General features: G+C 60.6%; 21 protein-coding genes. 10 read left to right on the top strand and 11 right to left on the bottom strand.

Annotated features, from left to right (window positions below):
* Positions 1-29: 29 nt before the first annotated feature.
* From relA to IMW75_RS19130, 6 genes are all read right to left on the bottom strand, one after another.
* Positions 30-2,273 (bottom strand): GTP diphosphokinase, encoded by a 2,244-nt coding sequence (relA, locus tag IMW75_RS19155; RefSeq protein WP_045061771.1) that lies wholly within the window; start codon positions 2,271-2,273, stop codon positions 30-32.
* Between the two features lie 74 nt (positions 2,274-2,347).
* A complete protein-coding gene (gene rlmD, locus IMW75_RS19150) occupies positions 2,348-3,748 on the bottom strand; it encodes a 23S rRNA (uracil(1939)-C(5))-methyltransferase RlmD (protein ID WP_045061772.1) in 1,401 nt (466 codons plus the stop codon).
* Positions 3,748-4,650, bottom strand: a complete 903-nt coding sequence (gene cysM / locus IMW75_RS19145) for a cysteine synthase CysM (protein WP_205893464.1) — start codon at positions 4,648-4,650, stop codon at positions 3,748-3,750. The genes rlmD and cysM overlap by 1 nt, the downstream gene beginning before the upstream one ends.
* A gap of 108 nt (positions 4,651-4,758) precedes the next feature.
* Positions 4,759-5,781, bottom strand: coding sequence for a PDDEXK nuclease domain-containing protein (locus tag IMW75_RS19140; protein WP_045061774.1), 1,023 nt, complete (start codon positions 5,779-5,781; stop codon positions 4,759-4,761).
* Between the two features lie 190 nt (positions 5,782-5,971).
* Positions 5,972-7,408 (bottom strand): sensor histidine kinase, encoded by a 1,437-nt coding sequence (locus IMW75_RS19135; protein ID WP_205893463.1) that lies wholly within the window; start codon positions 7,406-7,408, stop codon positions 5,972-5,974.
* A complete protein-coding gene (locus IMW75_RS19130) occupies positions 7,395-8,117 on the bottom strand; it encodes a response regulator transcription factor (protein ID WP_205893462.1) in 723 nt (240 codons plus the stop codon). Before IMW75_RS19130 ends, IMW75_RS19135 begins: the two co-directional genes overlap by 14 nt.
* Positions 8,118-8,333: 216 nt before the next feature.
* On the opposite strand from IMW75_RS19130, the gene IMW75_RS19125 reads away from it, so the two are divergent.
* From IMW75_RS19125 to IMW75_RS19110, 4 genes are all read left to right on the top strand, one after another.
* Positions 8,334-11,087 (top strand): response regulator, encoded by a 2,754-nt coding sequence (locus IMW75_RS19125; protein WP_205893461.1) that lies wholly within the window; start codon positions 8,334-8,336, stop codon positions 11,085-11,087.
* A gap of 27 nt (positions 11,088-11,114) precedes the next feature.
* Positions 11,115-12,107, top strand: coding sequence for a 2-hydroxyacid dehydrogenase (locus tag IMW75_RS19120; RefSeq protein WP_045061778.1), 993 nt, complete (start codon positions 11,115-11,117; stop codon positions 12,105-12,107).
* A gap of 77 nt (positions 12,108-12,184) precedes the next feature.
* A complete protein-coding gene (locus IMW75_RS19115) occupies positions 12,185-12,619 on the top strand; it encodes a hypothetical protein (protein WP_205893460.1) in 435 nt (144 codons plus the stop codon).
* The gene (locus IMW75_RS19110) at positions 12,619-13,023 is read left to right on the top strand and encodes an META domain-containing protein (protein ID WP_045061780.1); all 405 of its coding nucleotides are present in this window, start codon (positions 12,619-12,621) and stop codon (positions 13,021-13,023) included. The genes IMW75_RS19115 and IMW75_RS19110 overlap by 1 nt, the downstream gene beginning before the upstream one ends.
* Positions 13,024-13,103: 80 nt before the next feature.
* Here the strand turns inward: IMW75_RS19110 and IMW75_RS19105 are convergent, their stop codons facing one another.
* Positions 13,104-13,571 carry a TlpA disulfide reductase family protein gene (locus IMW75_RS19105; RefSeq protein WP_205893459.1) on the bottom strand — a complete coding sequence of 156 codons (468 nt, stop codon included), beginning with the start codon at positions 13,569-13,571 and terminating at the stop codon, positions 13,104-13,106.
* Positions 13,572-13,685: 114 nt separating this feature from the next.
* Here IMW75_RS19105 and arsC point away from each other — a divergent pair, with 114 nt between their 5' ends.
* From arsC to IMW75_RS19090, 3 genes are read left to right on the top strand one after another with little or no spacing between them, the layout of a single operon-like run.
* Entirely contained in the window at positions 13,686-14,039 is a 354-nt protein-coding gene (arsC, locus tag IMW75_RS19100) for an arsenate reductase (glutaredoxin) (protein ID WP_045061782.1), read from the top strand.
* Positions 14,036-14,632 carry an NAD(P)H:quinone oxidoreductase gene (gene wrbA / locus IMW75_RS19095; RefSeq protein ID WP_205893458.1) on the top strand — a complete coding sequence of 199 codons (597 nt, stop codon included), beginning with the start codon at positions 14,036-14,038 and terminating at the stop codon, positions 14,630-14,632. The genes arsC and wrbA overlap by 4 nt, the downstream gene beginning before the upstream one ends.
* Before the next feature lies 1 nt (position 14,633).
* Positions 14,634-15,059 (top strand): DUF2069 domain-containing protein, encoded by a 426-nt coding sequence (locus tag IMW75_RS19090; protein WP_045061784.1) that lies wholly within the window; start codon positions 14,634-14,636, stop codon positions 15,057-15,059.
* 99 nt (positions 15,060-15,158) lie between these two features.
* Here the strand turns inward: IMW75_RS19090 and IMW75_RS19085 are convergent, their stop codons facing one another.
* Both IMW75_RS19085 and ttcA read right to left on the bottom strand, forming a co-directional pair.
* Entirely contained in the window at positions 15,159-15,833 is a 675-nt protein-coding gene (locus IMW75_RS19085; RefSeq protein WP_205893457.1) for a DNA-3-methyladenine glycosylase I, read from the bottom strand.
* A 41-nt stretch (positions 15,834-15,874) separates the two neighbouring features.
* On the bottom strand, positions 15,875-16,699 hold the full coding sequence (gene ttcA, locus IMW75_RS19080) for a tRNA 2-thiocytidine(32) synthetase TtcA (RefSeq protein WP_205893456.1): 825 nt from the start codon (positions 16,697-16,699) through the stop codon (positions 15,875-15,877).
* Between the two features lie 270 nt (positions 16,700-16,969).
* Between ttcA and IMW75_RS19075 the strand changes: the two genes are divergently transcribed.
* Positions 16,970-17,572, top strand: a complete 603-nt coding sequence (locus tag IMW75_RS19075) for a Yip1 family protein (protein ID WP_045061787.1) — start codon at positions 16,970-16,972, stop codon at positions 17,570-17,572.
* 149 nt (positions 17,573-17,721) lie between these two features.
* Entirely contained in the window at positions 17,722-18,216 is a 495-nt protein-coding gene (locus tag IMW75_RS19070) for a SprT family zinc-dependent metalloprotease (protein WP_045061788.1), read from the top strand.
* A gap of 175 nt (positions 18,217-18,391) precedes the next feature.
* Here IMW75_RS19070 and IMW75_RS19065 read toward each other — a convergent pair whose 3' ends face one another.
* Both IMW75_RS19065 and IMW75_RS19060 read right to left on the bottom strand, forming a co-directional pair.
* On the bottom strand, positions 18,392-19,573 hold the full coding sequence (locus IMW75_RS19065) for a CaiB/BaiF CoA transferase family protein (protein ID WP_045061789.1): 1,182 nt from the start codon (positions 19,571-19,573) through the stop codon (positions 18,392-18,394).
* A gap of 142 nt (positions 19,574-19,715) precedes the next feature.
* The gene (locus IMW75_RS19060; RefSeq protein WP_045061790.1) at positions 19,716-21,050 is read right to left on the bottom strand and encodes a dicarboxylate/amino acid:cation symporter; all 1,335 of its coding nucleotides are present in this window, start codon (positions 21,048-21,050) and stop codon (positions 19,716-19,718) included.
* A 339-nt stretch (positions 21,051-21,389) separates the two neighbouring features.
* Between IMW75_RS19060 and IMW75_RS19055 the strand changes: the two genes are divergently transcribed.
* Positions 21,390-22,388: an AraC family transcriptional regulator gene (locus IMW75_RS19055; RefSeq protein WP_045061791.1), complete on the top strand. Its 999-nt coding sequence runs from the start codon at positions 21,390-21,392 to the stop codon at positions 22,386-22,388.
* Positions 22,389-22,391 lie beyond the last annotated feature (3 nt).

Raw genomic sequence — 22,391 nt, 5'->3', positions numbered from 1 at the left:
CTCCTACAGTAAAGAGTCAAGCCCCCAACTTAGGGGGTACGGTTACGCCGGGTTTCGATGATGTTCGGCAACTGGGAAATCCGCCCCAGCAACCGACCCAATGCATCCAGCCCCGGAATCTCGATGGTCAGGGACATCAGTGCGGTGTTGTCCTCTTTGTTCGAGCGGGTATTGACCGCCAGCACGTTGATCCGCTCGTTCAGCAACACCTGGGACACGTCACGCAGCAGACCGGAACGGTCGTAGGCGCGGATGATAATGTCCACCGGATAGGTGAGCACCGGCACCGGGCCCCAGCTGACCTGGATGATGCGCTCCGGCTCGCGCCCGCCCAGTTGCAGCACCGAGGCACAGTCCTGGCGGTGAATGCTCACGCCACGCCCCTGAGTGATGTAACCGACGATGGCATCCCCCGGCAACGGCTGGCAGCAACCGGCCATTTGCGTCATCAGGTTGCCGACGCCCTGGATCTGGATGTCGCCGCGCTTGCCCGGTTTGTAGCCGGTGGCTTTGCGCGGGATCAGTTCCAGCTGCTCGTTGCCGCGTTCCGGCTCGACCAGTTGCTGCGCCAGGTTCACCAGTTGCGCCAGGCGCAAATCGCCGGCACCCAGGGCAGCGTACATGTCCTCGGCGGTTTTCATGTTGGCCTTGTCGGCCAGCTTGTCAAAATCCACCGCTGGCAGACCGAGGCGATTGAGTTCGCGTTCGAGCAGGGTTTTACCGGCCGCGACGTTCTGGTCGCGCGCCTGCAATTTGAACCAGTGAACGATTTTCGCCCGCGCCCGCGAAGTGGTCACGTAACCCAGGTTCGGGTTCAGCCAGTCGCGGCTCGGCGTGCCGTGCTTGCTGGTAATGATCTCGACCTGTTCGCCGGTCTGCAGGCTGTAGTTGAGCGGTACGATGCGCCCGTTGATCTTCGCGCCACGGCAGTTGTGGCCGATTTCGGTGTGCACGCGGTAGGCGAAGTCCAGCGGCGTCGCGCCTTTGGGCAAGTCGATGGCGTGACCGTCCGGGGTGAAGATGTAGACCCGGTCCGGCTCGATGTCGACCCGCAGTTGCTCGGCCAGACCACCGATATCGCCTAGCTCCTCATGCCACTCGAGCACCTGACGCAGCCAGGAGATTTTCTCTTCGTAGTGATTGGAACCGGACTTGACGTCGGTGCCCTTGTACTTCCAGTGCGCACACACGCCCAGCTCGGCTTCTTCGTGCATGGCGTGGGTGCGGATCTGTACTTCCAGCACCTTGCCCTCGGGGCCGATCACCGCCGTGTGCAGCGAGCGGTAGCCGTTCTCTTTCGGGTTGGCGATGTAGTCGTCGAATTCTTTCGGGATGTGCCGCCACAGGGTGTGGACGATGCCCAGCGCGGTGTAGCAATCGCGCATTTCCGGCACCAGCACTCGAACCGCGCGCACGTCGTAGATCTGGCTGAACTCCAGGCCTTTGCGCTGCATCTTGCGCCAGATCGAATAGATGTGTTTGGCCCGGCCACTGATGTCGGCATCGACACCGGTTGCCTGCAGCTCGACCTTCAGCTGGTTCATCACGTCGGCGATGAACCGCTCGCGATCCAGCCGGCGCTCGTGCAGCAACTTGGCAATCTGCTTGTACTGATCCGGCTCCAGGTAACGGAAGGACAGGTCCTCCAGCTCCCACTTGATATGGCCGATGCCCAGGCGGTGAGCCAGCGGCGCGTAGATGTCGAACACCTCGCGGGCCACCCGGTTGCGTTTCTCGTCGTCAGCGGTTTTCACCGCGCGGATCGCGCAGGTGCGTTCGGCCAGCTTGATCAGTGCCACACGGACGTCGTCGACCATCGCCACCAGCATCTTGCGCAGGTTTTCCACCTGGCCCTGGGTACCCAGCACCAGGGATTGCCGGGGGCTTAGGCTGGCGCTGATCGCCGCCATGCGCAGCACACCGTCGATGAGTTTGGCGACGACCGGCCCAAACCGCTGGCTGACTGCCGGCAGCTCGATCTGGCCTTCGCGCACGCCGCGGTACAGCACCGCAGCCACCAACGAGTCCTGATCAAGCTTGAGGTCGGCGAGAATTTCGGCGATTTCAAGCCCGGTGCGAAAACTCGAAGTGCCTTCGGACCACAGGTTCTTCGCCGCATTGGCCTGTTGCTCGGACGCGCGGGCGAACTCGCACGCTTGCTTCAAGGCTTCGCGATCCAGTGCCAGATCGACACTGACCGCATGATCGAGCCAAGCCTCGAGATTGATACTGCCGTCGGTGTTGATCGGCTGGTGTGCTCTCACCTGTACCATCTTGCTTACCTTCCCTACGACGCAGATTCAATGCGTCAAATCGCTGACCTTTATTGCCGGGTACGCTCGTGGGGCTAATTCGAGCGCTGTACGGGCGGGTCAGTCGGACCAGACGAGCCGTCCTGGCTCGCTTCAAATAACGCCATGGCCTCGACATGTGCCGTCTGAGGAAACATATCGAGAATCCCGGCACGTTTTAACCGGTAGCCCTGCTTGATCAATTCGACCGTGTCACGCGCCAGCGTTGCCGGGTTGCACGACACATATACCAGGCGCTCGGCGCCCAGCGCCTTGAGCTTGCGCACAACCTCATAGGCACCGTCACGCGGTGGGTCCAAGAGTACCGCACAAAAGCCTTCGACTGCCCACTCGGCATCAGTCAAAGGCTGGGATAAATCGGCCTGAAAAAAATGAGTGTTATGCAGATTGTTGCAAGCTGCGTTGGCGGCTGCACGCTCGACCATGGTCTGCACACCCTCCACCGCCACCACTTCGCGCACCACCTTGGCCAATGGCAGGGCAAAGTTGCCCAGGCCACAGAACAGGTCAAGTACCCGCTCATCCGGCTGCGGCTTCAGCCAATCCAGTGCTTGGGCGACCATGGCCTCGTTGACGCCGGCATTGACCTGAACGAAGTCGCCGGGTCGGTAGGCCAGTTCCAGATCCCAGCGCTCCAGGCGATAGCCCAGGGACTGATCGGCATTCACCGGTTGCGGCTCGCCTTCACCCTGCAGCCACAGTTGCGCGCCATGGAAAGCGCAGAACTCCTTGAGAATGGTCAGGTCCGCCTCGGACAACGGCGCCATGTGCCGCAGCAGCACCGCCAGCGAGGAGCCACTGAACAGTTCAACATGCCCCAGCGCCTGAGGTTTGCTCAAGCGCCGCAACATTTCCGGCAATCGCGTCATGATCGGCTGCAAGGGCTGTACCAGCACCGGACATTCGCTGATTGCAACGATGTCCTGACTGCCAGCAGCACGGAAACCGACTTCGAGTTTCCTGGCTTTCATGTCCCAACGCACCGCCACTCGGGCGCGACGCCGGTAACCGAATTCCGGACCGCTCAACGGCGCTGCCCACTCCTGAGGTTCGACACCGGCGACCTTGGATAATTGCTCGGCCAGCATGCGTTGTTTCAGTGCAAGCTGTTCGTCATGGGGCAGGTGCTGCACGCTGCAGCCACCACAGCGACCGAAGTGTGGGCAAGGTGCAGGGCGGCGCAGCTCACTGGCCTGGAACACCCGCTCGGTACGCGCCTCCACCACCTTGCCGTGAGTACCGAGCACTCGCGCTTCAACTTCTTCACCCGCCAAGGCCCCCAGGACAAACCAGGTGCGACCTTCAAAAAATGCGATCCCGCGGCCGTCATTGGCCAGGCGCTCGATCGTCAGACGCTGCTTCTTGCCAGTCGGGATCTGGGGTGCCTTGCTGCCGCCTGTCGGCTGGAAGCGCAGGCCTCTCTCGTGCTTGGCCATCAGTTGGCCGCGTCGAAAATGCCGGTCGACAGGTAACGGTCGCCACGGTCGCAGATGATCGCAACGATCACCGCGTTTTCAACTTCTTTGGACAGGCGCAGCATCGCTGCCACCGCACCGCCCGAGGACACGCCGCAGAAAATGCCTTCTTCACGAGCCAGGCGACGGGTCACGTCCTCGGCTTCGGCTTGCGCCATGTCGACGATGCGGTCCACGCGATCAGCCTGGTAGATTTTTGGCAGGTATTCCTGCGGCCAGCGGCGGATACCTGGGATGGCCGAGCCTTCCATCGGTTGCAGGCCGACGATCTGCACGCTGTCGCTCTGCTCTTTGAGATAGCGCGAAACGCCCATGATGGTGCCGGTGGTGCCCATGGAGCTGACGAAATGGGTAATGGTGCCTTGGGTCTGGCGCCAGATTTCCGGGCCGGTCGTGGTGTAGTGCGCTTCAGGATTGTCGCCGTTGGCGAACTGGTCCAGCACTTTGCCCCGACCTTCGGCTTCCATGCGCTGGGCCAGGTCACGTGCGCCTTCCATGCCTTCTTCCTGGGTTACCAGAATAAGTTCGGCACCGTAGGCGGTCATGGCGGCCTTGCGTTCGGCACTGGAGTTGTCCGGCATGATCAGGATCATCTGGTAACCCTTGATCGCGGCCGCCATCGCCAGCGCGATCCCGGTATTACCCGAAGTTGCCTCGATCATCGTGTCGCCAGGCTGAATCTGCCCGCGCAATTCTGCACGGGTGATCATCGACAGCGCAGGACGGTCCTTGACCGAACCCGCCGGGTTGTTCCCTTCCAGCTTGAGCAGAAGAGTATTGCTGGTGGCGCCAGGCAGGCGCTGCAAACGAACCAGCGGGGTGTTGCCGACGCAATCGGCGATGGTTGGGTACTGCAATGTCATGGCGTATTCGCAATCCAGACTGCGGGGGCGCCCATCATACCGGCAAACCCGCAAAGGCCATATCACGCAAAGTGCAGTGCTTATGGCTTGTGGGAATAAGCAGCTAATTCAACATCCTGACGACTGCGTCGTGTTCAAGACGTAAAACTCATGCAGCTTGGCTTGCAACAACTGTTTGTCGGGCAGCTGGACCTGGTACTCCGCGATCAGCGCCGGAGAGAGGCTTCGATTAAGCGCGTACTCAACTACTTCGTCATCCTTGCTGGCACAAAGCAAGACACCTATCGCAGGGTTCTCGTGGGATTTACGCTCATGGCGATCCAGTGCCTCCAGATAAAAGTCCAGCTTACCAAGATATTCCGGCTCGAAACGACCGACTTTGAGCTCGATCGCCACAAGACAGTTGAGGCTGCGGTGGAAAAACAACAGATCAAGCGAGAAATCTCTCCCGCCGACTTGGAGCGGATACTCAGAGCCGACGAAGCAGAAATCGCGGCCGAGTTCGATCAGGAATTCCTTAAGGCGAGCCAGTAGCCCGTGATGCAAATCGGTCTCGGCATGGGCGCCCGACAGGCCGAGAAACTCAACCATGTATGCGTCACGGAAGATTTCCAACGCTGAGGGATGAGTTTTTCTCAGCGCGGCCGACACCTTCGCCGGCTCAGTGATGCTTCGTTCAAACAAGGCAGCTTTGAACTGTCGCTCCAGCTCACGCTTCGACCATTTTTCCTGGACGGTCATCCGCAGGTAAAATTCGCGTTCTTCCGGATGTTTGCTCTGACTCAGGATGACAATGTTGTGGGTCCAGGGTAATTGTCTCACCAGCGGTGAGACAATTACGTCATCGCGATATGTCTCATAGAACTGGCGCATGCGGAACAGATTTGGCCGGGTAAATCCACGCAATCCAGGCTGTGTCCAAGCCAAATGCTCGGCCAACTGGCTGATCACCGCATCGCCCCATTCAGCTTGCTCCTGCTTTCGACTGATATACGCACCGACCTGCCAATACAACTCGATCAGACAGGTGTTCACCGCTCGCATCGACTGTTGTCGAGCAGAATTAATCAGCTCCAACACTTCATCGAAACGGTCGTCGGAGGCGTTGCCGGGGACGGTACTTTCATTCATACCAGGCTCCATGGGGACAGTTATAGGCGAGAGCTTAAACCGTCAAGGAAGCTGGAAAATGCCAGCGACATCCTTTGGGAAATATCTTACAAAAAAACAGGAGCATTCCGGCATTCCAGTGGGGCCAGTAACGGCCTCTTAAGAGCAAGTCGAATCTTTGCACCGCCGCTCACACGGCGATTTGCGTCGTTCAGATGACTTGTGACCGACGCGGGTGCACTGTGGGAGTAGCGCAAGGAGCGGGCTCGCCCGCGAAGACAGCTGCGCTGACAGCGCCTTCATCCGCCACCAGTCGCATATTCAGCCGCAAACCAGTCCCGGTATTCTGCGCCCAGATACTTCCGCCCTGGCGCTGCACGGCATTGCGCGCGATGCTCAGGCCCAGGCCGAATCCGCCGTTGCCCGGGCGCGAACCGTCGAGCCGGGTGAAGGGTGAGAAGATTCGCTCAAGATCGGTTTCAGCCACGCCGCCGCCCTGATCCTCCAGCCACAGGTGCCAGAAGTTGCCGTCGCGCCGGCCTCCCAGGGTCACCACTGCTCCTTGGGGCGAATGGCGGATGGCGTTGCGCAGGATATTTCCCACCGCCTGGGCCAGGGTGTTGAGGTTGCCACGCACCCAACAGGAGGCATCCACGGTGCACACCAATTGCCCGCTCGACCAGCAACTCTCGTAGCAGGCATTTTCCGTGAGCATCTCCCACAGTGCCTGAATCTGGATCGCTTCATCGGGCAACGGCGCGCGCTCTGTGTCGAGCCACGCCAGCTGCAGGGTGTCCTCGACCAGCCGCTGCATGCCATCGACTTCCCGACCGATACGCTCGCGCAGTTGCGCCAGGTCCTGCTCGCTGTCGCTGGCCACCCGCAGGCGGCTCAGGGGCGTACGTAATTCGTGGGACAGATCGCGCAGCAGTTGCTGCTGCAGGGTCACTGTGCCCTGCAACCGCTCGGACATGTGATCGAAGGCGCGGCCCAGCTCTCCCAATTCATCCTGTCGATCAGTGGTGCGGCTCGACAGGCGCACGCCCAACTGGTCGGCACGCCAGGCATTGGCCTGTTCACGCAGGTTGTTCAGCGGTACCACCAGCAGGCGATACAGCCCGACGCACAGCAGCAAAGTGAACAGCCCGGGAATCACGCCATTGGTGATGACCCGCCAAAACAGCCGATACTGGCCAGGTACAAAACGTTGCGGCAACTCGATCACCAGGCTGCCCGCGGACGAGTCGCCAGGAAAGGGTACTCGCAGCCACGGCAGGCCTTTCTTGTGGATGGGCCAGTCGAGGCCGCGCAGAAAGGTCAGGTGCTGGATCTCTTTGTCCGTCAGCTCCTGGCTGCTTAACGACTGCAGATCCCCACTGATGACGCCGACCCACCCCGCTTCACGCTGGCGAATGCCCTGCAACCAGCTATCGACGCCGGTCTGCTGGCCCTGCTCCCAGGCGCGCTCGGCCTCGGCGGCGTAGCGCGTCAAGGTGCCCCGGGCTTCATCAGAAAGAAACTGATTGCGCTGTTCCATGTAGCGGCCCCAGGACCAGCTCAGCCAGATCATCAGCAAGCAGAACGCCACCAGCAAAAACGCCAGTTTCCAGAATAGCGAATGCCGCCCCGGCAGGTCAGACCACTTCATCAGCAGCACTCAAGACATAGCCTTTGCCCCAGACCGTGCGTACTTCGCGTTCCAAATAGTCGATGGCCTTGAGTTTGCGGCGAATCTGGCTGATGTGCATATCCAGGCTGCGATCGTGGGCGGCATAGCCGCGCTGCAGGACTTGCTGATAAAGGAAGGCCTTGCTCAATACTTCATCGCCGTTGCGGTTCAAGGTTTCCAGCAGGCGGTACTCGCTGCGAGTCAGGCCTGCGGCCCGATCCCGATAGACGACGTCAAAGCAGCCGTCGTCGAACCGCAGGCAGTCGGCCGCAGGCGCAGGGGCGACCGGCGCCGGTCGACGGTCCAGCGCCACCCGCCGCAATATCGCTTCGATACGCACCCGCAACTCCGCCATGCTGAACGGTTTGGGCAGGTAATCATCAGCCCCCAGCCGAAAGCCACTGATGCGATCGGCTTCCGCCCCGAGCGCCGACATCAGCAGCACCGGAGTCGAATGGCTCTCGCGCAACTGGGTCAGCGCCTTGAGCCCGTCCAGGCCTGGCAGCAGAATATCCATCAGCACTACGTCGAAGCGTTGCTCACGCGCCAGGTCCAGCCCCTCCTGGCCGTTTTGGCACCAGGTCACCTGGAAGCCGCTGCGCTCAAGATGCTCGTGCACATAGGCACCGAGAACGAGGTCGTCTTCGATGGAAAGTATGCGCGGATGATCGCTAGAGATGGGAGTCATGAGTATCTGCAAATAATTCTCAGTTGACAGATTATTCAAGATTGCCTCGCCAGGGGCAACACAAGCTTCGCCCCGGACCTCAATAGGCTAAGTGGGCCGACGAATGACCGGCACAATTTTTACGGGGATCGGCCGCGAGCAAATCGCTACACTGCGCAGGTGGCGCGTACCGGACGTAAGCGCAGGTCATTAAATCGCTGGATGCAGGAGAGATGCGTGCTCAAGAAACTGGGAATAAAAGGCCGTGTATTGCTGCTGACGCTGTTGCCGACCAGCCTGATGGCACTGGTTCTGGGCGGCTACTTCATCTGGATGCAGCAGTCCGACCTGCAAACCCAGTTGATGCAGCGCGGCGAAATGATCGCCGAGCAACTGGCGCCACTGGTCGCCCCCGCCATGGGTCACCACAACAACGAGCTGCTCGAACGCATCGCCACCCAGTCGCTGGAGCAGCAGGACGTGCGCGCGGTCACCTTCCTCGCCGCCGACCGCACGCCGCTGGCTCACGCCGGCCCGACCATGCTCAATCAGGCCCCCCTGGGCGACGGCTCGCAACTGCTGCGCCGCAGCGGCAATGACGCGACGCGCTACCTGCTGCCGGTCTTCGGCAAGCACCGCAACCTGGCCGGCGACCTGATCCCCGACGAGGCTAATCGCCTGCTCGGCTGGGTTGAACTCGAACTGTCCCACAATGGCATGCTGCTGCGTGGTTATCGCAGCCTGTTTGCCAGCCTGCTGCTGATTGTCGCGGGCCTGGGCGGTGCGGCGCTGCTGGCCTTGCGCATGGGCCGTACCATCAACCGCCCGATCGGCCAGATCAAGCAGGCCGTGGCGCAACTCAAGGACGGCCACCTGGAGACCCGCCTGCCACCCCTCGGCAGTCAGGAGCTGGACGAACTGGCGGCGGGCATCAACCGTATGGCCGGGACCCTGCAAAACGCCCAGGAAGAACTCCAGCACAGCGTCGACCAGGCCACCGAAGACGTGCGCCAGAACCTGGAAACCATCGAAATCCAGAACATCGAGCTGGACCTGGCGCGCAAGGAAGCCCTGGAAGCGAGCCGGATCAAGTCCGAGTTCCTGGCCAACATGAGCCATGAAATCCGCACCCCGCTCAACGGCATCCTGGGTTTCACGCACTTGCTGCAAAAAAGCGAATTGACCCCGCGGCAACTCGACTACCTGGGCACCATCGAAAAGTCCGCCGACAGTCTGCTGGGCATCATCAACGAGATTCTCGACTTCTCCAAGATCGAAGCCGGCAAGCTGGTGCTCGACCATATTCCGTTCAACCTGCGCGACCTGTTGCAGGACACCCTGACCATCCTCGCCCCCGCCGCCCACGCCAAACAGCTGGAGCTGGTCAGCCTGGTTTATCGCGACACGCCGTTGTCGCTGGTAGGCGATCCGCTGCGACTCAAGCAGATCCTCACCAACCTGGTGAGCAATGCAATCAAGTTCACCCGCGAAGGCACCATCGTCGCCCGTGCCATGCTCGAAGATGAGCATGAAGACAGCGTGCAACTGCGCATCAGTATTCAGGACACCGGCATCGGCCTGTCGAGCCAGGACGTACGCGCCTTGTTCCAGGCCTTCAGCCAGGCCGACAACTCACTGTCGCGGCAACCCGGCGGCACCGGCCTGGGCCTGGTGATCTCCAAGCGCCTGATCGAGCAGATGGGCGGCGAGATCGGCGTCGACAGCACCCCGGGCGAAGGCTCGGAATTCTGGATCAGCCTGAGCCTGCCCAAGACCCGCGACGACGCCGAGGACCTGCCCGGCCCGCCGCTGCTGGGGCGCCGCGTTGCGGTGCTGGAGAACCATGAGCTGGCGCGCCAGGCCCTGCAGCATCAACTGGAAGACTGCGGTCTTGCGGTGACGCCTTTCAACACGCTGGAAAGCCTGGCCAATGGCGTGACCGGTGTGCACCAGACCGAGCAGGCGATCGACCTCGCTGTGTTGGGCATTACCAGCAAAGACATGCCACCCGAACGCCTCAACCAGCACATCTGGGACCTCGAACACCTGGGCTGCAAAGTGCTGGTGCTGTGCCCGACCACCGAACAGACGCTGTTCCACCTGTCCGTGCCCAACCCCCACAGTCAGCTCCAGGCCAAACCGGCCTGCACCCGCAAACTGCGACGGGCGCTGTCCGACCTGGTCAACCCGCGCCACATCCGCAGCGAGCCGGACGAGCCGTTGTCCAGTCGGGCGCCCAAAGTGCTGTGTGTCGACGACAACCCGGCCAACCTGTTGCTGGTGCAAACCCTGCTCGAAGACATGGGCGCCAAGGTGCTGGCGGTGGAAAGTGGCTTTGCTGCAATCAAGGCGGTACAGAGCGAGACCTTCGATTTGGTGCTCATGGATGTGCAAATGCCCGGGATGGATGGGCGCCAGAGCACAGAAGCGATTCGCCAATGGGAGAGTGAGCGCCACTGCACGCCGCTGCCGATCGTCGCGCTGACCGCCCATGCCATGGCCAACGAAAAACGCGCCCTGCTGCAAAGCGGCATGGATGACTACCTGACCAAGCCGATCAGTGAGCGGCAACTGGCGCAGGTGGTGTTGAAGTGGAGTGGCCTGGCCCTGCGCAATCAGGGGCCCGAACGCGCGGGCGATCGACACAGCGGCGCCCCGGAACTGCAGGTGCTCGATCACGAGGAAGGCTTGCGCCTGGCTGCCGGCAAGGCAGACCTGGCGGCGGATATGCTGGCCATGTTGCTCGCGTCCCTGGAAGCCGACCGCGAAGCCATTCGGTTTGCCCGGGACATCGACGACCACAACGCGCTGATCGAGCGGGTCCACCGGCTGCATGGTGCGACCCGCTACTGTGGCGTGCCGCAATTGCGCGCCGCCTGCCAACGCAGCGAAACCCTGCTCAAGCAGCAAGACCCGCGCGCCTACAGTGCCCTCGAGGAGCTCGACCGGGCGATCAATCGCCTGGCGGCACAGGCCCGCATCAACGCCTGACCGAACGCTGATCAACCGGAGGATCCGATGCGCACCCTTTTATTCAGCAGCCAAACCTACGACCGCGACAGTTTTCTTGCCGCCGAGCTCCCCGCCGACCTCGAACTGCAGTTTCAACCCGCGCGCCTGAGCATCGATACAGTGGCCCTGGCTGAAGACCACGAGGTGGTTTGCGCCTTCATCAATGATGACCTCAGCGCGCCCGTGCTCGAACGCCTCGCTGCGGGAGGCACGCGCCTGATCGCGCTGCGCTCGGCCGGCTACAACCACGTCGACCTGGCCGCGGCCAAGCGTCTGGACCTGCCCGTCGTGCGCGTGCCCGCCTACTCGCCGCATGCCGTGGCCGAACACGCGGTAGCGCTGATCCTGGCGCTCAATCGGCGCCTGCACCGCGCCTACAACCGCACCCGCGAAGGGGATTTCAGCCTGCACGGCCTGACCGGCTTCGATCTGGTGGGCAAAACCGTCGGCATTGTCGGCACCGGGCAGATCGGTGCGACTTTGGCGAAAATCATGCACGGGTTTGGCTGCCAGTTGCTGGCGTATGACCCCTACCCCAACCCGCAGGTCGAAGCCCTCGGCGCTCGCTACCTGAGCCTGCCGCAATTGCTCGCCGAGTCGCAGATCATCAGCCTGCACTGCCCGCTCAACGACCAGAGCAAGCACCTGATCAACCGTGAATCACTGGCGCACATGCAACCCGGCGCCATGCTGATCAACACCGGGCGCGGTGGCCTGGTGGATACGCCGGCACTGATTGACGCACTCAAGGATGGGCAACTGGGTTACCTGGGCCTGGATGTCTATGAAGAGGAGGCGCAACTGTTTTTCGAGGACCGCTCCGACCTGCCGTTGCAGGATGACGTGCTGGCGCGGCTGCTGACCTTTCCGAACGTGATCATTACCGCGCACCAGGCCTTCCTGACGCGCGAAGCATTGGGCGCGATTGCCGCCACTACATTGCAGAATATTGCCGCGTGGGCGGCCGGAACCCCGCAAAATCAGGTGGATGCCGGTTGAACCGGATCGAAGGTCGAAGGCCCACACCATGATCAGCGGATGTCCGTGCTAGCATGCCGCGCATATTTGGAGGACCCATGGTCGAACACGATTTCCGCTATACCCTGATGAACCCGCAGCACACCCTCACCGAATGCCGCGCCCTGGTCCCAGGGCGTTATCAGGTCACCGGCAACGGTGGCTCGATTCGCAACAATGACGTGCTGGTCGTGACGCTCAAAGGCAGCAAGGACCTGGCCATGCGCCTGACCGTGGAAACGGTTCGCCACCTGATCAACCCACCCGGGCAATGGGTGGCGGTGGCCAGTGGCCCGGTGTTCGGCGAACTGGCGATCCACACCTGGAAAGTCAACTGCGACAGTTGTGCCAAAGAGCTGAGTTTCGAGTTTGCAGTCGACGCCAAGCTGGGCAACAAGGCTGAAAAGCCAGCTGCCACTGCGCGGATCGCCGAGTTGGGCTGGAGCACTGTCGGTCAGACGCACCTGTGCCCGAAATGCCAGGAGCCTGCGTGATGAAACGCCTTGCCCTGACCGCATTGGTTGGCGCCAGCCTGCTGGGCTGCGCCGCTCAACCGGTGCAACTGCAACAGAACCGCAGCTACATTCTGGAGTGGATCGGCGAACGTCCTTTGATGGACTACAGTCACCTGACCATCACCCTGGGTGAAGACGGTCGTGCCTATGGCAATGGCGGCTGCAACCACTGGTTCGCGCCCTACACCCTGGAAGGCGACAAACTGAGCTTCGGCAAGGTCGGCAGCACACGCAAACTCTGCGCGCCGGCGTTGATGGAGCAGGAGAAACGTTTCCTCCAGGCCCTGGAGCACGTGCAGCGCTGGGATGTGTCACCGATCGACCAGGTGCGCTTCTGGCCGGCTGAAGGCAAGCCGATGCGCTGGTGGCTTGAAGAGGGTTAAATCCTGAAAAGATCGTAGCCTTCGGAGACCGCTGAACACCGTAGGAGCTGCCGAAGGCTGCGATCTATTCCTGAGCCCCCTTAATTCCTGGCCTGCAACGCCTCCAGCTTCGCCAGCAGCCCCGCCGCTGTCTTCTCACCCATCAATTGCTCACGCACCTTGCCCTTGTCGTCGATGATGTAGGTCACCGGCAACGCCTCGCTACGCGGCACCTCGAACAGCTCTGCAGGATCCTGTGCCAGCACCGTGAAGCCGATGCCCAGCTTCTCACTGGCGCTTTTCAGTTCTTCGCCCTGCACGTTATCGAAGTTGACCCCGAACACGCCGATGTTTTTGTCCTTGAGCTGCTCGGCCAGGGCATTGAGTTCTGGAATCTCGGTGCGGCACGGCCCGCACCACTCGGCCCAGTAGTTGAGCACCAGCCATTGTTTGTCCAGACGCTCGGCAGCCACTTTCCGGCCGTTCTGGTCGACCCCGTAATCGTTGCCACACCCCCCCAGCAATAATGTGCCGATGATCACCAGTGTCGCTGCCAGTCGTCTGTTCATGTCGTGATCCTTGTCAAAAAAAGAATACTGCCGCGACCCATTGCCTCCCGAGGTTCTGGAATACGCGCCGCACAGTTAGAATAGCCGCCACCTTACGCAAGATGCGACCCGCACATGACCGATCTGACGCTTTATCACAACCCGCGCTGCTCGAAATCCCGCGGTGCGCTCGAACTGCTCCAGGCCCGCGGCCTGACACCTGAGGTAGTGCGCTACCTGGAAACGCCGCTGGACGCCGCGCAAATCCAGAGCCTGCTGAAAAAACTCGGCATCGGCGCCCGGCAACTGCTGCGCTCCGGCGAGGACGAATACAAGACCCTCAACCTGGCCGACGCCAGCCTCAGCGAAGCACAATTGATCGCAGCCATCGCCGCGCACCCGAAGCTGATGGAGCGGCCGATTCTTGAGGTAGGCGACAAAGCCGTGATCGGCCGGCCACCGGAGAACGTGCTGGAGTTGCTGCCGTGAGCGCGCCGTACATTCTGGTGCTGTATTACAGCCGCAGTGGCTCGACCAATGAAATGGCCCGGCAGATCGCCCGTGGCGTTGAGCAGTCCGGGATGGAGGCTCGCTTGCGAACTGTCCCGGCGATCTCCACCGAATGCCAGGCCGTATCGCCAGATATTCCGGCAGAAGGTGCGCTGTATGCGAGCCTCGACGACCTGAAAAACTGCGCAGGCCTGGCGCTTGGCAGCCCGACTCGCTTTGGCAACATGGCCGCGCCACTCAAGTATTTTCTCGACGGCACCAGCAACCTGTGGCTGACCGGCGCTTTGGTCGGCAAGCCGGCCGGTGTATTCACTTCCACCGCGAGCCTTCATGGCGGCCAGGAAACCACGCTGCTCTCGATGATGCTGCCGTTGCTGCACCACGGCATGTTGATCACCGGCCTGCCGTACAGCGAATCGGCCCTGCTGGAAACCCGCGGAGGCGGTACGCCATATGGTGCCAGTCACCACGCCGGGGCAGATGGCAAAAGCGGCCTGAATGAACACGAAGTGGCGCTGTGCCGGGCGTTGGGCCTGCGGCTGGCAAAGACTGCGCAAAAGCTGGGGAACTGACGTGGCGAAAAAGCCGAAGGTATTGCCGTCCATTGAATGGCTCGAACCGCGGGTTCGGGCCATGCGAGTGATCAGCCTGCTGTGCTATCTGGGGCTGGTGGGCTTGCTGTGCGTTTATTACCTGCTGATCGCCGACCTGCATGGCGCGCGACCGTGGGTAATCCTGCTGATCGAGCTGGTGCCGCTGTTGCTGCTGGCACCAGGGATGATCCTGGGCAGCGCCCGCGGGCATTCGTGGATGTGTTTTGTGGTGAACCTGTATTTCATCAAGGGCGCACTGGCGGCCTATGACCCGAACCGGCAATTGTTTGGCCTGTTGGAGATGGGCGCGAGCGTGGCGGTGTTCTGCTCGGCACTGATGTATGTGCGGTGGCGGTTTCAGCTCAATCGCAAGTTGGCGGGTGAAGGTGACATCTCCGTCGCCTGATAGATCGCCTTCGCGGGCAAGCCCGTTCCCACAGGGGATTTGTGCACAACCCCAATCCCCGGCGGGAGCGGGCTTGCTCGCGAAGGGTTCAACTCGCTCTCAATGATTCACGGTATATGCCAGCATCATCGAAATCTGGCTCATCGCCCGCCCGCCACTCTGCTCATGCCACTGGTTGAACACATCCTGCACCAAGGCCAGGTCGCGCTGGCTGGTCGGGACCTTGTCGACGATCTTTTGCGCATTCAATCCCGCCACCACGTCATAGCTCGGCACGAACGTGTCCTTGCCGACCATCCGCAGGAATCTCGGCGCCGACAGCCCGCCCAACTGATGGCCACGCTTTTTCAGGAAGGTCCACAGCCCGACGATATCGGTCACCGGCCAATCGGCAATCATCGCCCCGAAACTGCCCTGCTCGTGGGCGACATCGAGGATGAACTGCGCGTTGCGCGGCACGCTCTTGAGTTTGCCCAAATGCCGGATGATCCGCGCATCCTGCATCAGGCGCTCCAGATGTTCGGCACTCATCAGCACGACTTTTTCCGGGTCGAACCTGAAGAACACTTCCTCGAAGGCCGGCCATTTGGCGTCCACCAGACTGTGCTTGAGCCCGGCGCGGAAAACGCGCAAGGCCATGGTGGACAGGTAACGATCATCACTGATCTTGCGCAACTGCGCAGGTGACTTGGGAACGGGCAGATGGGCTTCCAGTTCAGCTGCCGAACCGAAGCGGTTCAGGCAGTATTCGTGTAGCCACTTGTAATCGCGCATGCCCTCTCCTGAGGATTAAAAAAGTAAAACCGGTGTTTTGATCAGAGGTTGACAACGTTGACGAACCGCGACGCGGCGGCTTCATCGATCTTGAGACTGGTGAAGTCGAACAAGGTGCGATCGGCCAGCTGTGACGGGATCACATTCTGCAAGCTGCGGAAAATGCTCTCGGTGCGTCCCGGGGTCTTGCGCTCCCACTCCAGCAGCATGTCCTTGACCACCTGACGCTGCAGGTTCTCCTGAGAACCACAGAGGTTGCACGGAATGATCGGGAATTGCTTGAAGTCCGAATAAGCCCGGATGTCCTTTTCGTTGCAATACGCCAGCGGGCGAATCACCACGTTGCGGCCATCATCGGCGCGCAATTTTGGCGGCATGGCCTTGAGCGAGCCATTGAAGAACATGTTCAGGAAAAACGTTTCGACAATGTCGTCGCGGTGATGACCGAGGGCCATCTTGGTCGCGCCAATTTCATCGGCAAAGGTGTACAGCGTGCCACGGCGCAAGCGCGAGCACAGCGAGCAAGTGGTCTTGCCTTCCGGGATCAGTTCCTTGACCACCGAATAAGTGTCTTTCTCGACGATGTGATACTCGACGCCCAACTCCTTCAAGTAGGCCGGCAGGACATGCTCGGGGAAACCCGGCTGCTTCTGGTCCATGTTCACGGCGACGATGTCGAACCTGATCGGAGCCACCTTCTGCAAATGCAGCAGCACATCGAGCATGGTGTAACTGTCCTTGCCGCCGGACAGGCACACCATCACCTTATCGCCATCTTCGATCATGTTGAAATCGGCGACAGCTTCACCCGCCTGGCGGCGAAGGCGCTTCTGCAGTTTGTTCTGGTTGACGGTAAGAGTGCCCATGACGCGAAATCCGTGAGGTGTGACGAAAGGCGAGCATTTTACGCAAAAAGCCGATCTCGGCGTAATACCCCGGCCAACACACAAACCCATCGCGATTAAGTCGGGCATTTACAGCGCAATTTGCTCTAAGCCCTATCACCTCTACGGTTAAGTCCTTCCTATACTGCGACATAAGGTCGCATGACTATCCAGACCTATCCCTTACTTGGCCACCTTGGCCCGTAGGCGCTCCACCGGGGGGCGATGGTAAAAACAAGAGGAGTGACTGGCATGATCCATCACGTAGTGGGGCTCTTCACCCACCCTGACCAAGAATGGAAAGAGATCCGTGGCGACCAGGAGGAAAGCATCAGCCACATGTATCTCACACACACCCTGATTCTCGCGGCGATTCCGGCCGTGTCGGCGTTTATTGGCACCACCCAGGTGGGTTGGGTCATCGGCAACCGGGCACCCGTGATGCTGACCCAGGAAAGCGCGCTGTGGATGACCATCATGTCTTACCTGGCGATGCTTGGCGGCGTGGCCGTGATGGGCGCGTTCGTGCACTGGATGGCTCGCACCTATGATGCCAACCCGAGCCTGGCCCGCTGTGTTGCCTTCGCGACCTATACCGCAACGCCGCTGTTCATTGGCGGCCTGGCGGCGCTGTATCCGCACATGTGGCTGGGAATGGTCGTCGGCACCGCAGCCATTTGCTACACCGTGTACCTGTTGTATGTCGGCCTGCCGACCTTCATGAACATTCCATCGGACGAAGGTTTCCTGTTTTCGAGTTCTGTACTGGCCGTAGGGTTGGTGGTGCTCGTGGCCATCATGGCGTTCACGGTGATTGTCTGGGGACTGGGCGTGGGGCCCGTCTATACCAACTGACTTCTTATAAAAAATATCTGCCAATACAGGCCGCCGTAAGGCGGCCTCTTAATGTCCGGGATTTGATCGGCCACGACCATTCGGCGCCCGGACGATTCGCAACCACCCGGGGTTGCGGCATACTCGACGTCTCTGGAGACCCATCAAGCATGCCCGAGCAACTCAATACCCGCGTCGAAGATTGCTACCAACTCGCTGAATCCTTCTTTAAACGTTCATTCAAACGCCCTGTGGTGAGCCTCAAGCTGCGCGGGCAGAAAGCCGGTGTCGCGCATTTGCACGAGAACCTGCTGCGCTTCAACCCGCAGCTGTATCGGGAAAATACCGACGATTTCCTCAAGCAGACCGTGGCTCACGAAGTGGCGCACCTGATTGCCCATCAACTGTTCGGCGACCGCATCCAGCCCCATGGCGAAGAGTGGCAGCTGATCATGCGCGGGGTTTACGAACTGCCGCCCAACCGCTGCCACACCTATGACGTCAAACGACGCAGTGTCACCCGCTATATCTACAAATGCCCGTGCGCCGACAGTGACTTCCCGTTTTCTGCCCAGCGTCACGGCCTGGTGAGGCAGGGCCGCCGGTATCTGTGCCGCCGGTGCCGCAACACCTTGGTGTTCAGTGGGGAGATGCGGGTCGAGTAGTACCTTTTTTTTGCAGTGACAGTGCCGGCCCCATCGCGAGCAAGCTTTGCTTCCACAGGGCAATGGCTAAGTGAAGGCTATCCTGTGGAAGCAAACTTGCTTTCACAGGGCAATGGATGAGTGAAGGCTTTGCCTGTGGGAGCAAAGCTTGCTCGCGATGCCGTGCTCAAGGCCGCTACAGAACCACCTTGGCACGCCGTAAGTCCAGGATCCGCTCGGCGCTGAACCCCAACTCCCGCAACACCTCATCCGTATGTGCCCCCAGCTGCGCACCGATATGTCTGGGCTCCGGCAAGCCTTCAGAGAACTTCAGCGCACAGGCGATCTGCGCCTGGGTCGTGCCATCTCCGCGGGGCACCTGCGTAACCACCTGGCGCGCTTGCAGTTGCGGATGCCGCACCGCCTCACCCAGGCTCAATACCGGCTCGACGCATGCATCGAGCTCGGCAAACAGCGCGCTCAATTCGGCAAAGTCGTGTTTCTCGAATTCAATCCTCAACGCGTCCTTGAGCTTTTTCTGATGCTCCGGTTGTGGTGACAGCGCCAGTTTAGCCATGTCTTCCAGGCCCAACGCCGTACACAACTGCTTCATGAACGCAGGCTCCAGGCTCCCCACCGACAACCAGCGCCCGTCGCGAGACCTGTAGTAATCGTAGAAACTGCCACCATTGAGTACCTGGTTTTCCCGCGCAGGCTCCTCACCACAGGCCAGGAAACCCGCACCAGACATGGCATTCAGGGTGAACGCGCAATCGGTCATGCTGACATCGAGGTATTGCCCCAGCCCCGTCTGCTGGCGCGCAATCACCGCAGCCAGCAGGCCGATCACACCATGCAGCGAGCCTCCCGCGATGTCGGCCACCTGCATGCCCAGTGGCAATGGCCCACTGTCGGCCCGGCCGGTATGGCTGGCCAGCCCCGCCAGCGCCAGGTAATTGATGTCGTGGCCGGCGCGATCCTTGTAGGGGCCGGTCTGGCCGTAACCAGTGATCGATACATAAATCAGCCTGGGGTTGATTGCCTTGAGGGCTTCATAACCCAGGCCCAAGCGCTCCATGACCCCAGGGCGAAACTGCTCGAGCAGGATGTCGTGGTCGTGCAGCAACTGCCTGATGACTTCCAGGGCTTCAGGCTGCTTGAGGTCCAGCGCCAGGCTGCGCTTGTTGCGATTGAGATAAGCATGGCTCGCCGACACACCCTGGTCGTGGGGTGGCAACACCCGGAGCAGGTCCATGCGAGTCGGCGACTCGATGCGCAACACGTGCGCCCCCATGTCCGCCAGCAACAGCGAGGCGAACGGCCCGGGTAACAGCGTCGAAAAATCCAGGATCTTCAGTGAAGCCAGTGGCCCGAACATGAGTAACCTCCAATGCGTTCCCCCAAGCCTAGGCAGACGATGGCATTGCAGCAATTACCGGATGCATCAGTCGCAGTGACCGTTGCGCTCAAATCCCAACCATGAAAAACCCGCCGAAGCGGGTTTTGTCAAAACAGCAGTCTTATTTGACGTTGCTTGGGGTCGGACCTTCGGCTACGCCCAGGTCGTCCTCTTCACGCTCTTCGGCAATACCACGACCGCCGGAAGCCAGTTCGGCTTGCATGACATCGACGTCCAGTTCCTTGACCCACTTGGCCACGACCAGGGTCGCAACGGCGTTGCCCACCAGGTTGGTCAGGGCTCGGGCTTCAGACATGAAGCGGTCGATACCAAGGATCAGCGCCAGGCCGGCAACTGGCAGGTGGCCAACGGCGGACAAGGTCGCGGCCAGCACAATGAAACCGCTCCCGGTCACGCCGGCAGCCCCTTTGGAGGACAGCAGCAACACCACCAGCAGGGTGATCTGGTGAGTGATGTCCATGTGGGTATCGGTTGCCTGGGCAATGAACACCGCAGCCATGGTCAGGTAGATGGCTGTACCGTCGAGGTTGAACGAGTAGCCGGTCGGGATCACCAGACCTACCACGGATTTCTTAGCGCCCAGACGTTCCATCTTGATCAGCATGCGCGGCAGTACCGATTCCGAAGAAGAAGTACCCAGCACGATCAGCAGTTCTTCACGGATGTAGCGAATCACTTTCAGCACGCTGAAGCCGTGGGCGCGGGCGATACCGCCCAATACGATCAGGATGAACAGCAGGCAGGTGATGTAGAAGCAGGCCATCAGTTGACCCAGCTGCACCAGCGAGCCAACGCCGTAGGCACCGATGGTGAATGCCATCGCACCGAAGGCACCGATGGGCGCAAGCTTCATGATCATGTTGATGATGTTGAACATGACATGGGCAAAGCGATCAATGAAGTCCAGCAGCGGCTTGCCGTAGGCACCCAGGCGATGCAGGGCGAAACCGAAGATCACCGAGAACATCAGCACTTGCAGGATGTCGCCGGTGGCGAACGCACCCACGATGGTGGACGGGATCACATTCAGCAGGAAGCCAACGACGCTTTGATCAGCACCAGCCGCCACATACTGGGCGACTTTGGACGCATCCAGAGTGCTCACATCAATGTGCATGCCGTTGCCTGGCTGCACGATGTTCACCACCACCAGGCCAACCAGCAGGGCGATGGTCGAAACGATTTCGAAATAGAGCAGCGCGTAACCGCCAGTCTTGCCGACCGACTTCATGTTCTGCATGCCAGCAATACCGCTGACGACGGTGCAGAAGATGATGGGGGCAATGATCATTTTGATCAGTTTGATGAACCCGTCACCCAGCGGCTTGAGGGCTACGCCGGTCTGCGGATAGAAGTGACCGAGCAGGATGCCGATGGCGATAGCAACGATCACCTGGAAATACAGGGATTTGTACAGTGGCTGACGAGTCGTCATTGCAAAGTTCCTCAAGAGTGCCCGCGAACAACATCCATCTGTTGTCCCTGACACCTGAATTGCGAACCCTCCTGCACTGGAGGGATTTGTTTTTTCGAGCTGCGCGATGGCAGACATCTACCCGTTACATCGCAAGGCCCGTGCCACCTTTATAAAACTGCCTGCAAGCCGTTGGACATCAAGCCTTGCAAGTTTTTCAGCATCCCCGGGGCGCCGGGCGCAAGTGGCGGATTTCCGCCCATCAGCCCGATGACGTCCGGTAAATTGGCGGATATCCGCCTTGTTGAGACGCCAGTCTCGTGTCTACTATCCGCCGTTCAACGGACGGACTTTCACTCTATGCGCGAACGCACCATCGCCAGCCACTTCGCCCGCGCCGCCCTCGGTGGTGCTCGCCGAAGCGGGTACGATTATTCAGGCCTGCTCCAGCAACTGGGCATTAGTCCCGAGCTGCTTGAGGAGCCCCGTGCGCGGATTGCTCCAGAGCAATTTACCCGACTGCTCCAGGGACTATGGGCAGCGCTGGATGACGAATTTCTCGGTTTCGGGCCAACAGTCAGTCGGCCCGGCAGCTTCGCGATGATGTGTCACGCCCTGATCCACTGCCGTAATCTGGATAAGGCCCTGCATCGCGGCTTATTGTTTTATAGCCTATTCCCCGACGGCCCGCGCCTGACCATCAGCCGCGAGGGCGAAATGATCCGCCTCAGCCTGGACGATTCGCAGTTCCGTGATCCGGACCACTTCCTCACCGAAAGCCAGCTGATGGTCTGGCATCGACTGGGTAGCTGGCTGATTGGCCAGCGCATCCTGCTGGAACAGGCGACATTCAGCTATGCGCGTCCCGAACACGGCGCCGAATATGACCTGCTGTTCTCCTGCCCCCTCGAATTTGCCGCCAGGCAGAGCAGCCTGGTGTTCCACAGCCGTTACCTGGATAGGCCGCTGTTGCAGGACGAGCGCACCCTCAAGCACTTTCTGCAGCGCTCGCCTGCCGACCTGCTGGCACGCCCCGACGATGGCAACAGCTTGAGCAGCCGGCTGAGACGACTGCTCAGTCGGGACAGTTCGCGCTGGCCTGACCTGGAAGCAGTGGCCGCGCACCTGAACATCAGCCCGCAGACCCTGCGCAGGCATTTGCGCGAGGAAGGTACAAGTTTTCAAGGGTTGAAGGATCAACTGCGCCGGGACATCGCGATTTACCACCTGAGCCGCTCAGACCTGTCGTTGCAACAGATCGCCGAACAACTGGGATTCTCCGAGCCATCTGCGTTCCACCGGGCGTTCAAGAAATGGACCGGATTGACGCCGGGAGCCTATCGGGCGCAGGAAAACTGAGCA

Source organism: Pseudomonas gregormendelii (assembly GCF_017114825.1).
GTDB lineage: Bacteria > Pseudomonadota > Gammaproteobacteria > Pseudomonadales > Pseudomonadaceae > Aquipseudomonas > Aquipseudomonas gregormendelii.
This window is presented reverse-complemented; position numbering and strand designations above follow the sequence as displayed.

Bases quoted from the DNA above. Each gene is read 5' to 3' on its own strand.
- arsC (WP_045061782.1), top strand. From the start codon at position 13,686: ATGACCGATCTGACGCTTTATCACAACCCGCGCTGCTCGAAATCCCGC.
- IMW75_RS19140 (WP_045061774.1), bottom strand. From the start codon at position 5,781: ATGAATGAAAGTACCGTCCCCGGCAACGCCTCCGACGACCGTTTCGAT.
- IMW75_RS19070 (WP_045061788.1), top strand. From the start codon at position 17,722: ATGCCCGAGCAACTCAATACCCGCGTCGAAGATTGCTACCAACTCGCT.
- IMW75_RS19105 (WP_205893459.1), bottom strand. From the start codon at position 13,571: ATGAACAGACGACTGGCAGCGACACTGGTGATCATCGGCACATTATTG.
- cysM (WP_205893464.1), bottom strand. From the start codon at position 4,650: ATGACATTGCAGTACCCAACCATCGCCGATTGCGTCGGCAACACCCCG.
- IMW75_RS19075 (WP_045061787.1), top strand. From the start codon at position 16,970: ATGATCCATCACGTAGTGGGGCTCTTCACCCACCCTGACCAAGAATGG.
- rlmD (WP_045061772.1), bottom strand. From the start codon at position 3,748: ATGGCCAAGCACGAGAGAGGCCTGCGCTTCCAGCCGACAGGCGGCAGC.
- IMW75_RS19135 (WP_205893463.1), bottom strand. From the start codon at position 7,408: ATGAAGTGGTCTGACCTGCCGGGGCGGCATTCGCTATTCTGGAAACTG.
- IMW75_RS19055 (WP_045061791.1), top strand. From the start codon at position 21,390: ATGCGCGAACGCACCATCGCCAGCCACTTCGCCCGCGCCGCCCTCGGT.
- ttcA (WP_205893456.1), bottom strand. From the start codon at position 16,699: ATGGGCACTCTTACCGTCAACCAGAACAAACTGCAGAAGCGCCTTCGC.
- IMW75_RS19085 (WP_205893457.1), bottom strand. From the start codon at position 15,833: ATGCGCGATTACAAGTGGCTACACGAATACTGCCTGAACCGCTTCGGT.
- IMW75_RS19120 (WP_045061778.1), top strand. From the start codon at position 11,115: ATGCGCACCCTTTTATTCAGCAGCCAAACCTACGACCGCGACAGTTTT.
- IMW75_RS19110 (WP_045061780.1), top strand. From the start codon at position 12,619: ATGAAACGCCTTGCCCTGACCGCATTGGTTGGCGCCAGCCTGCTGGGC.
- IMW75_RS19115 (WP_205893460.1), top strand. From the start codon at position 12,185: ATGGTCGAACACGATTTCCGCTATACCCTGATGAACCCGCAGCACACC.
- IMW75_RS19130 (WP_205893462.1), bottom strand. From the start codon at position 8,117: ATGACTCCCATCTCTAGCGATCATCCGCGCATACTTTCCATCGAAGAC.
- relA (WP_045061771.1), bottom strand. From the start codon at position 2,273: ATGGTACAGGTGAGAGCACACCAGCCGATCAACACCGACGGCAGTATC.
- IMW75_RS19060 (WP_045061790.1), bottom strand. From the start codon at position 21,050: ATGACGACTCGTCAGCCACTGTACAAATCCCTGTATTTCCAGGTGATC.
- IMW75_RS19065 (WP_045061789.1), bottom strand. From the start codon at position 19,573: ATGTTCGGGCCACTGGCTTCACTGAAGATCCTGGATTTTTCGACGCTG.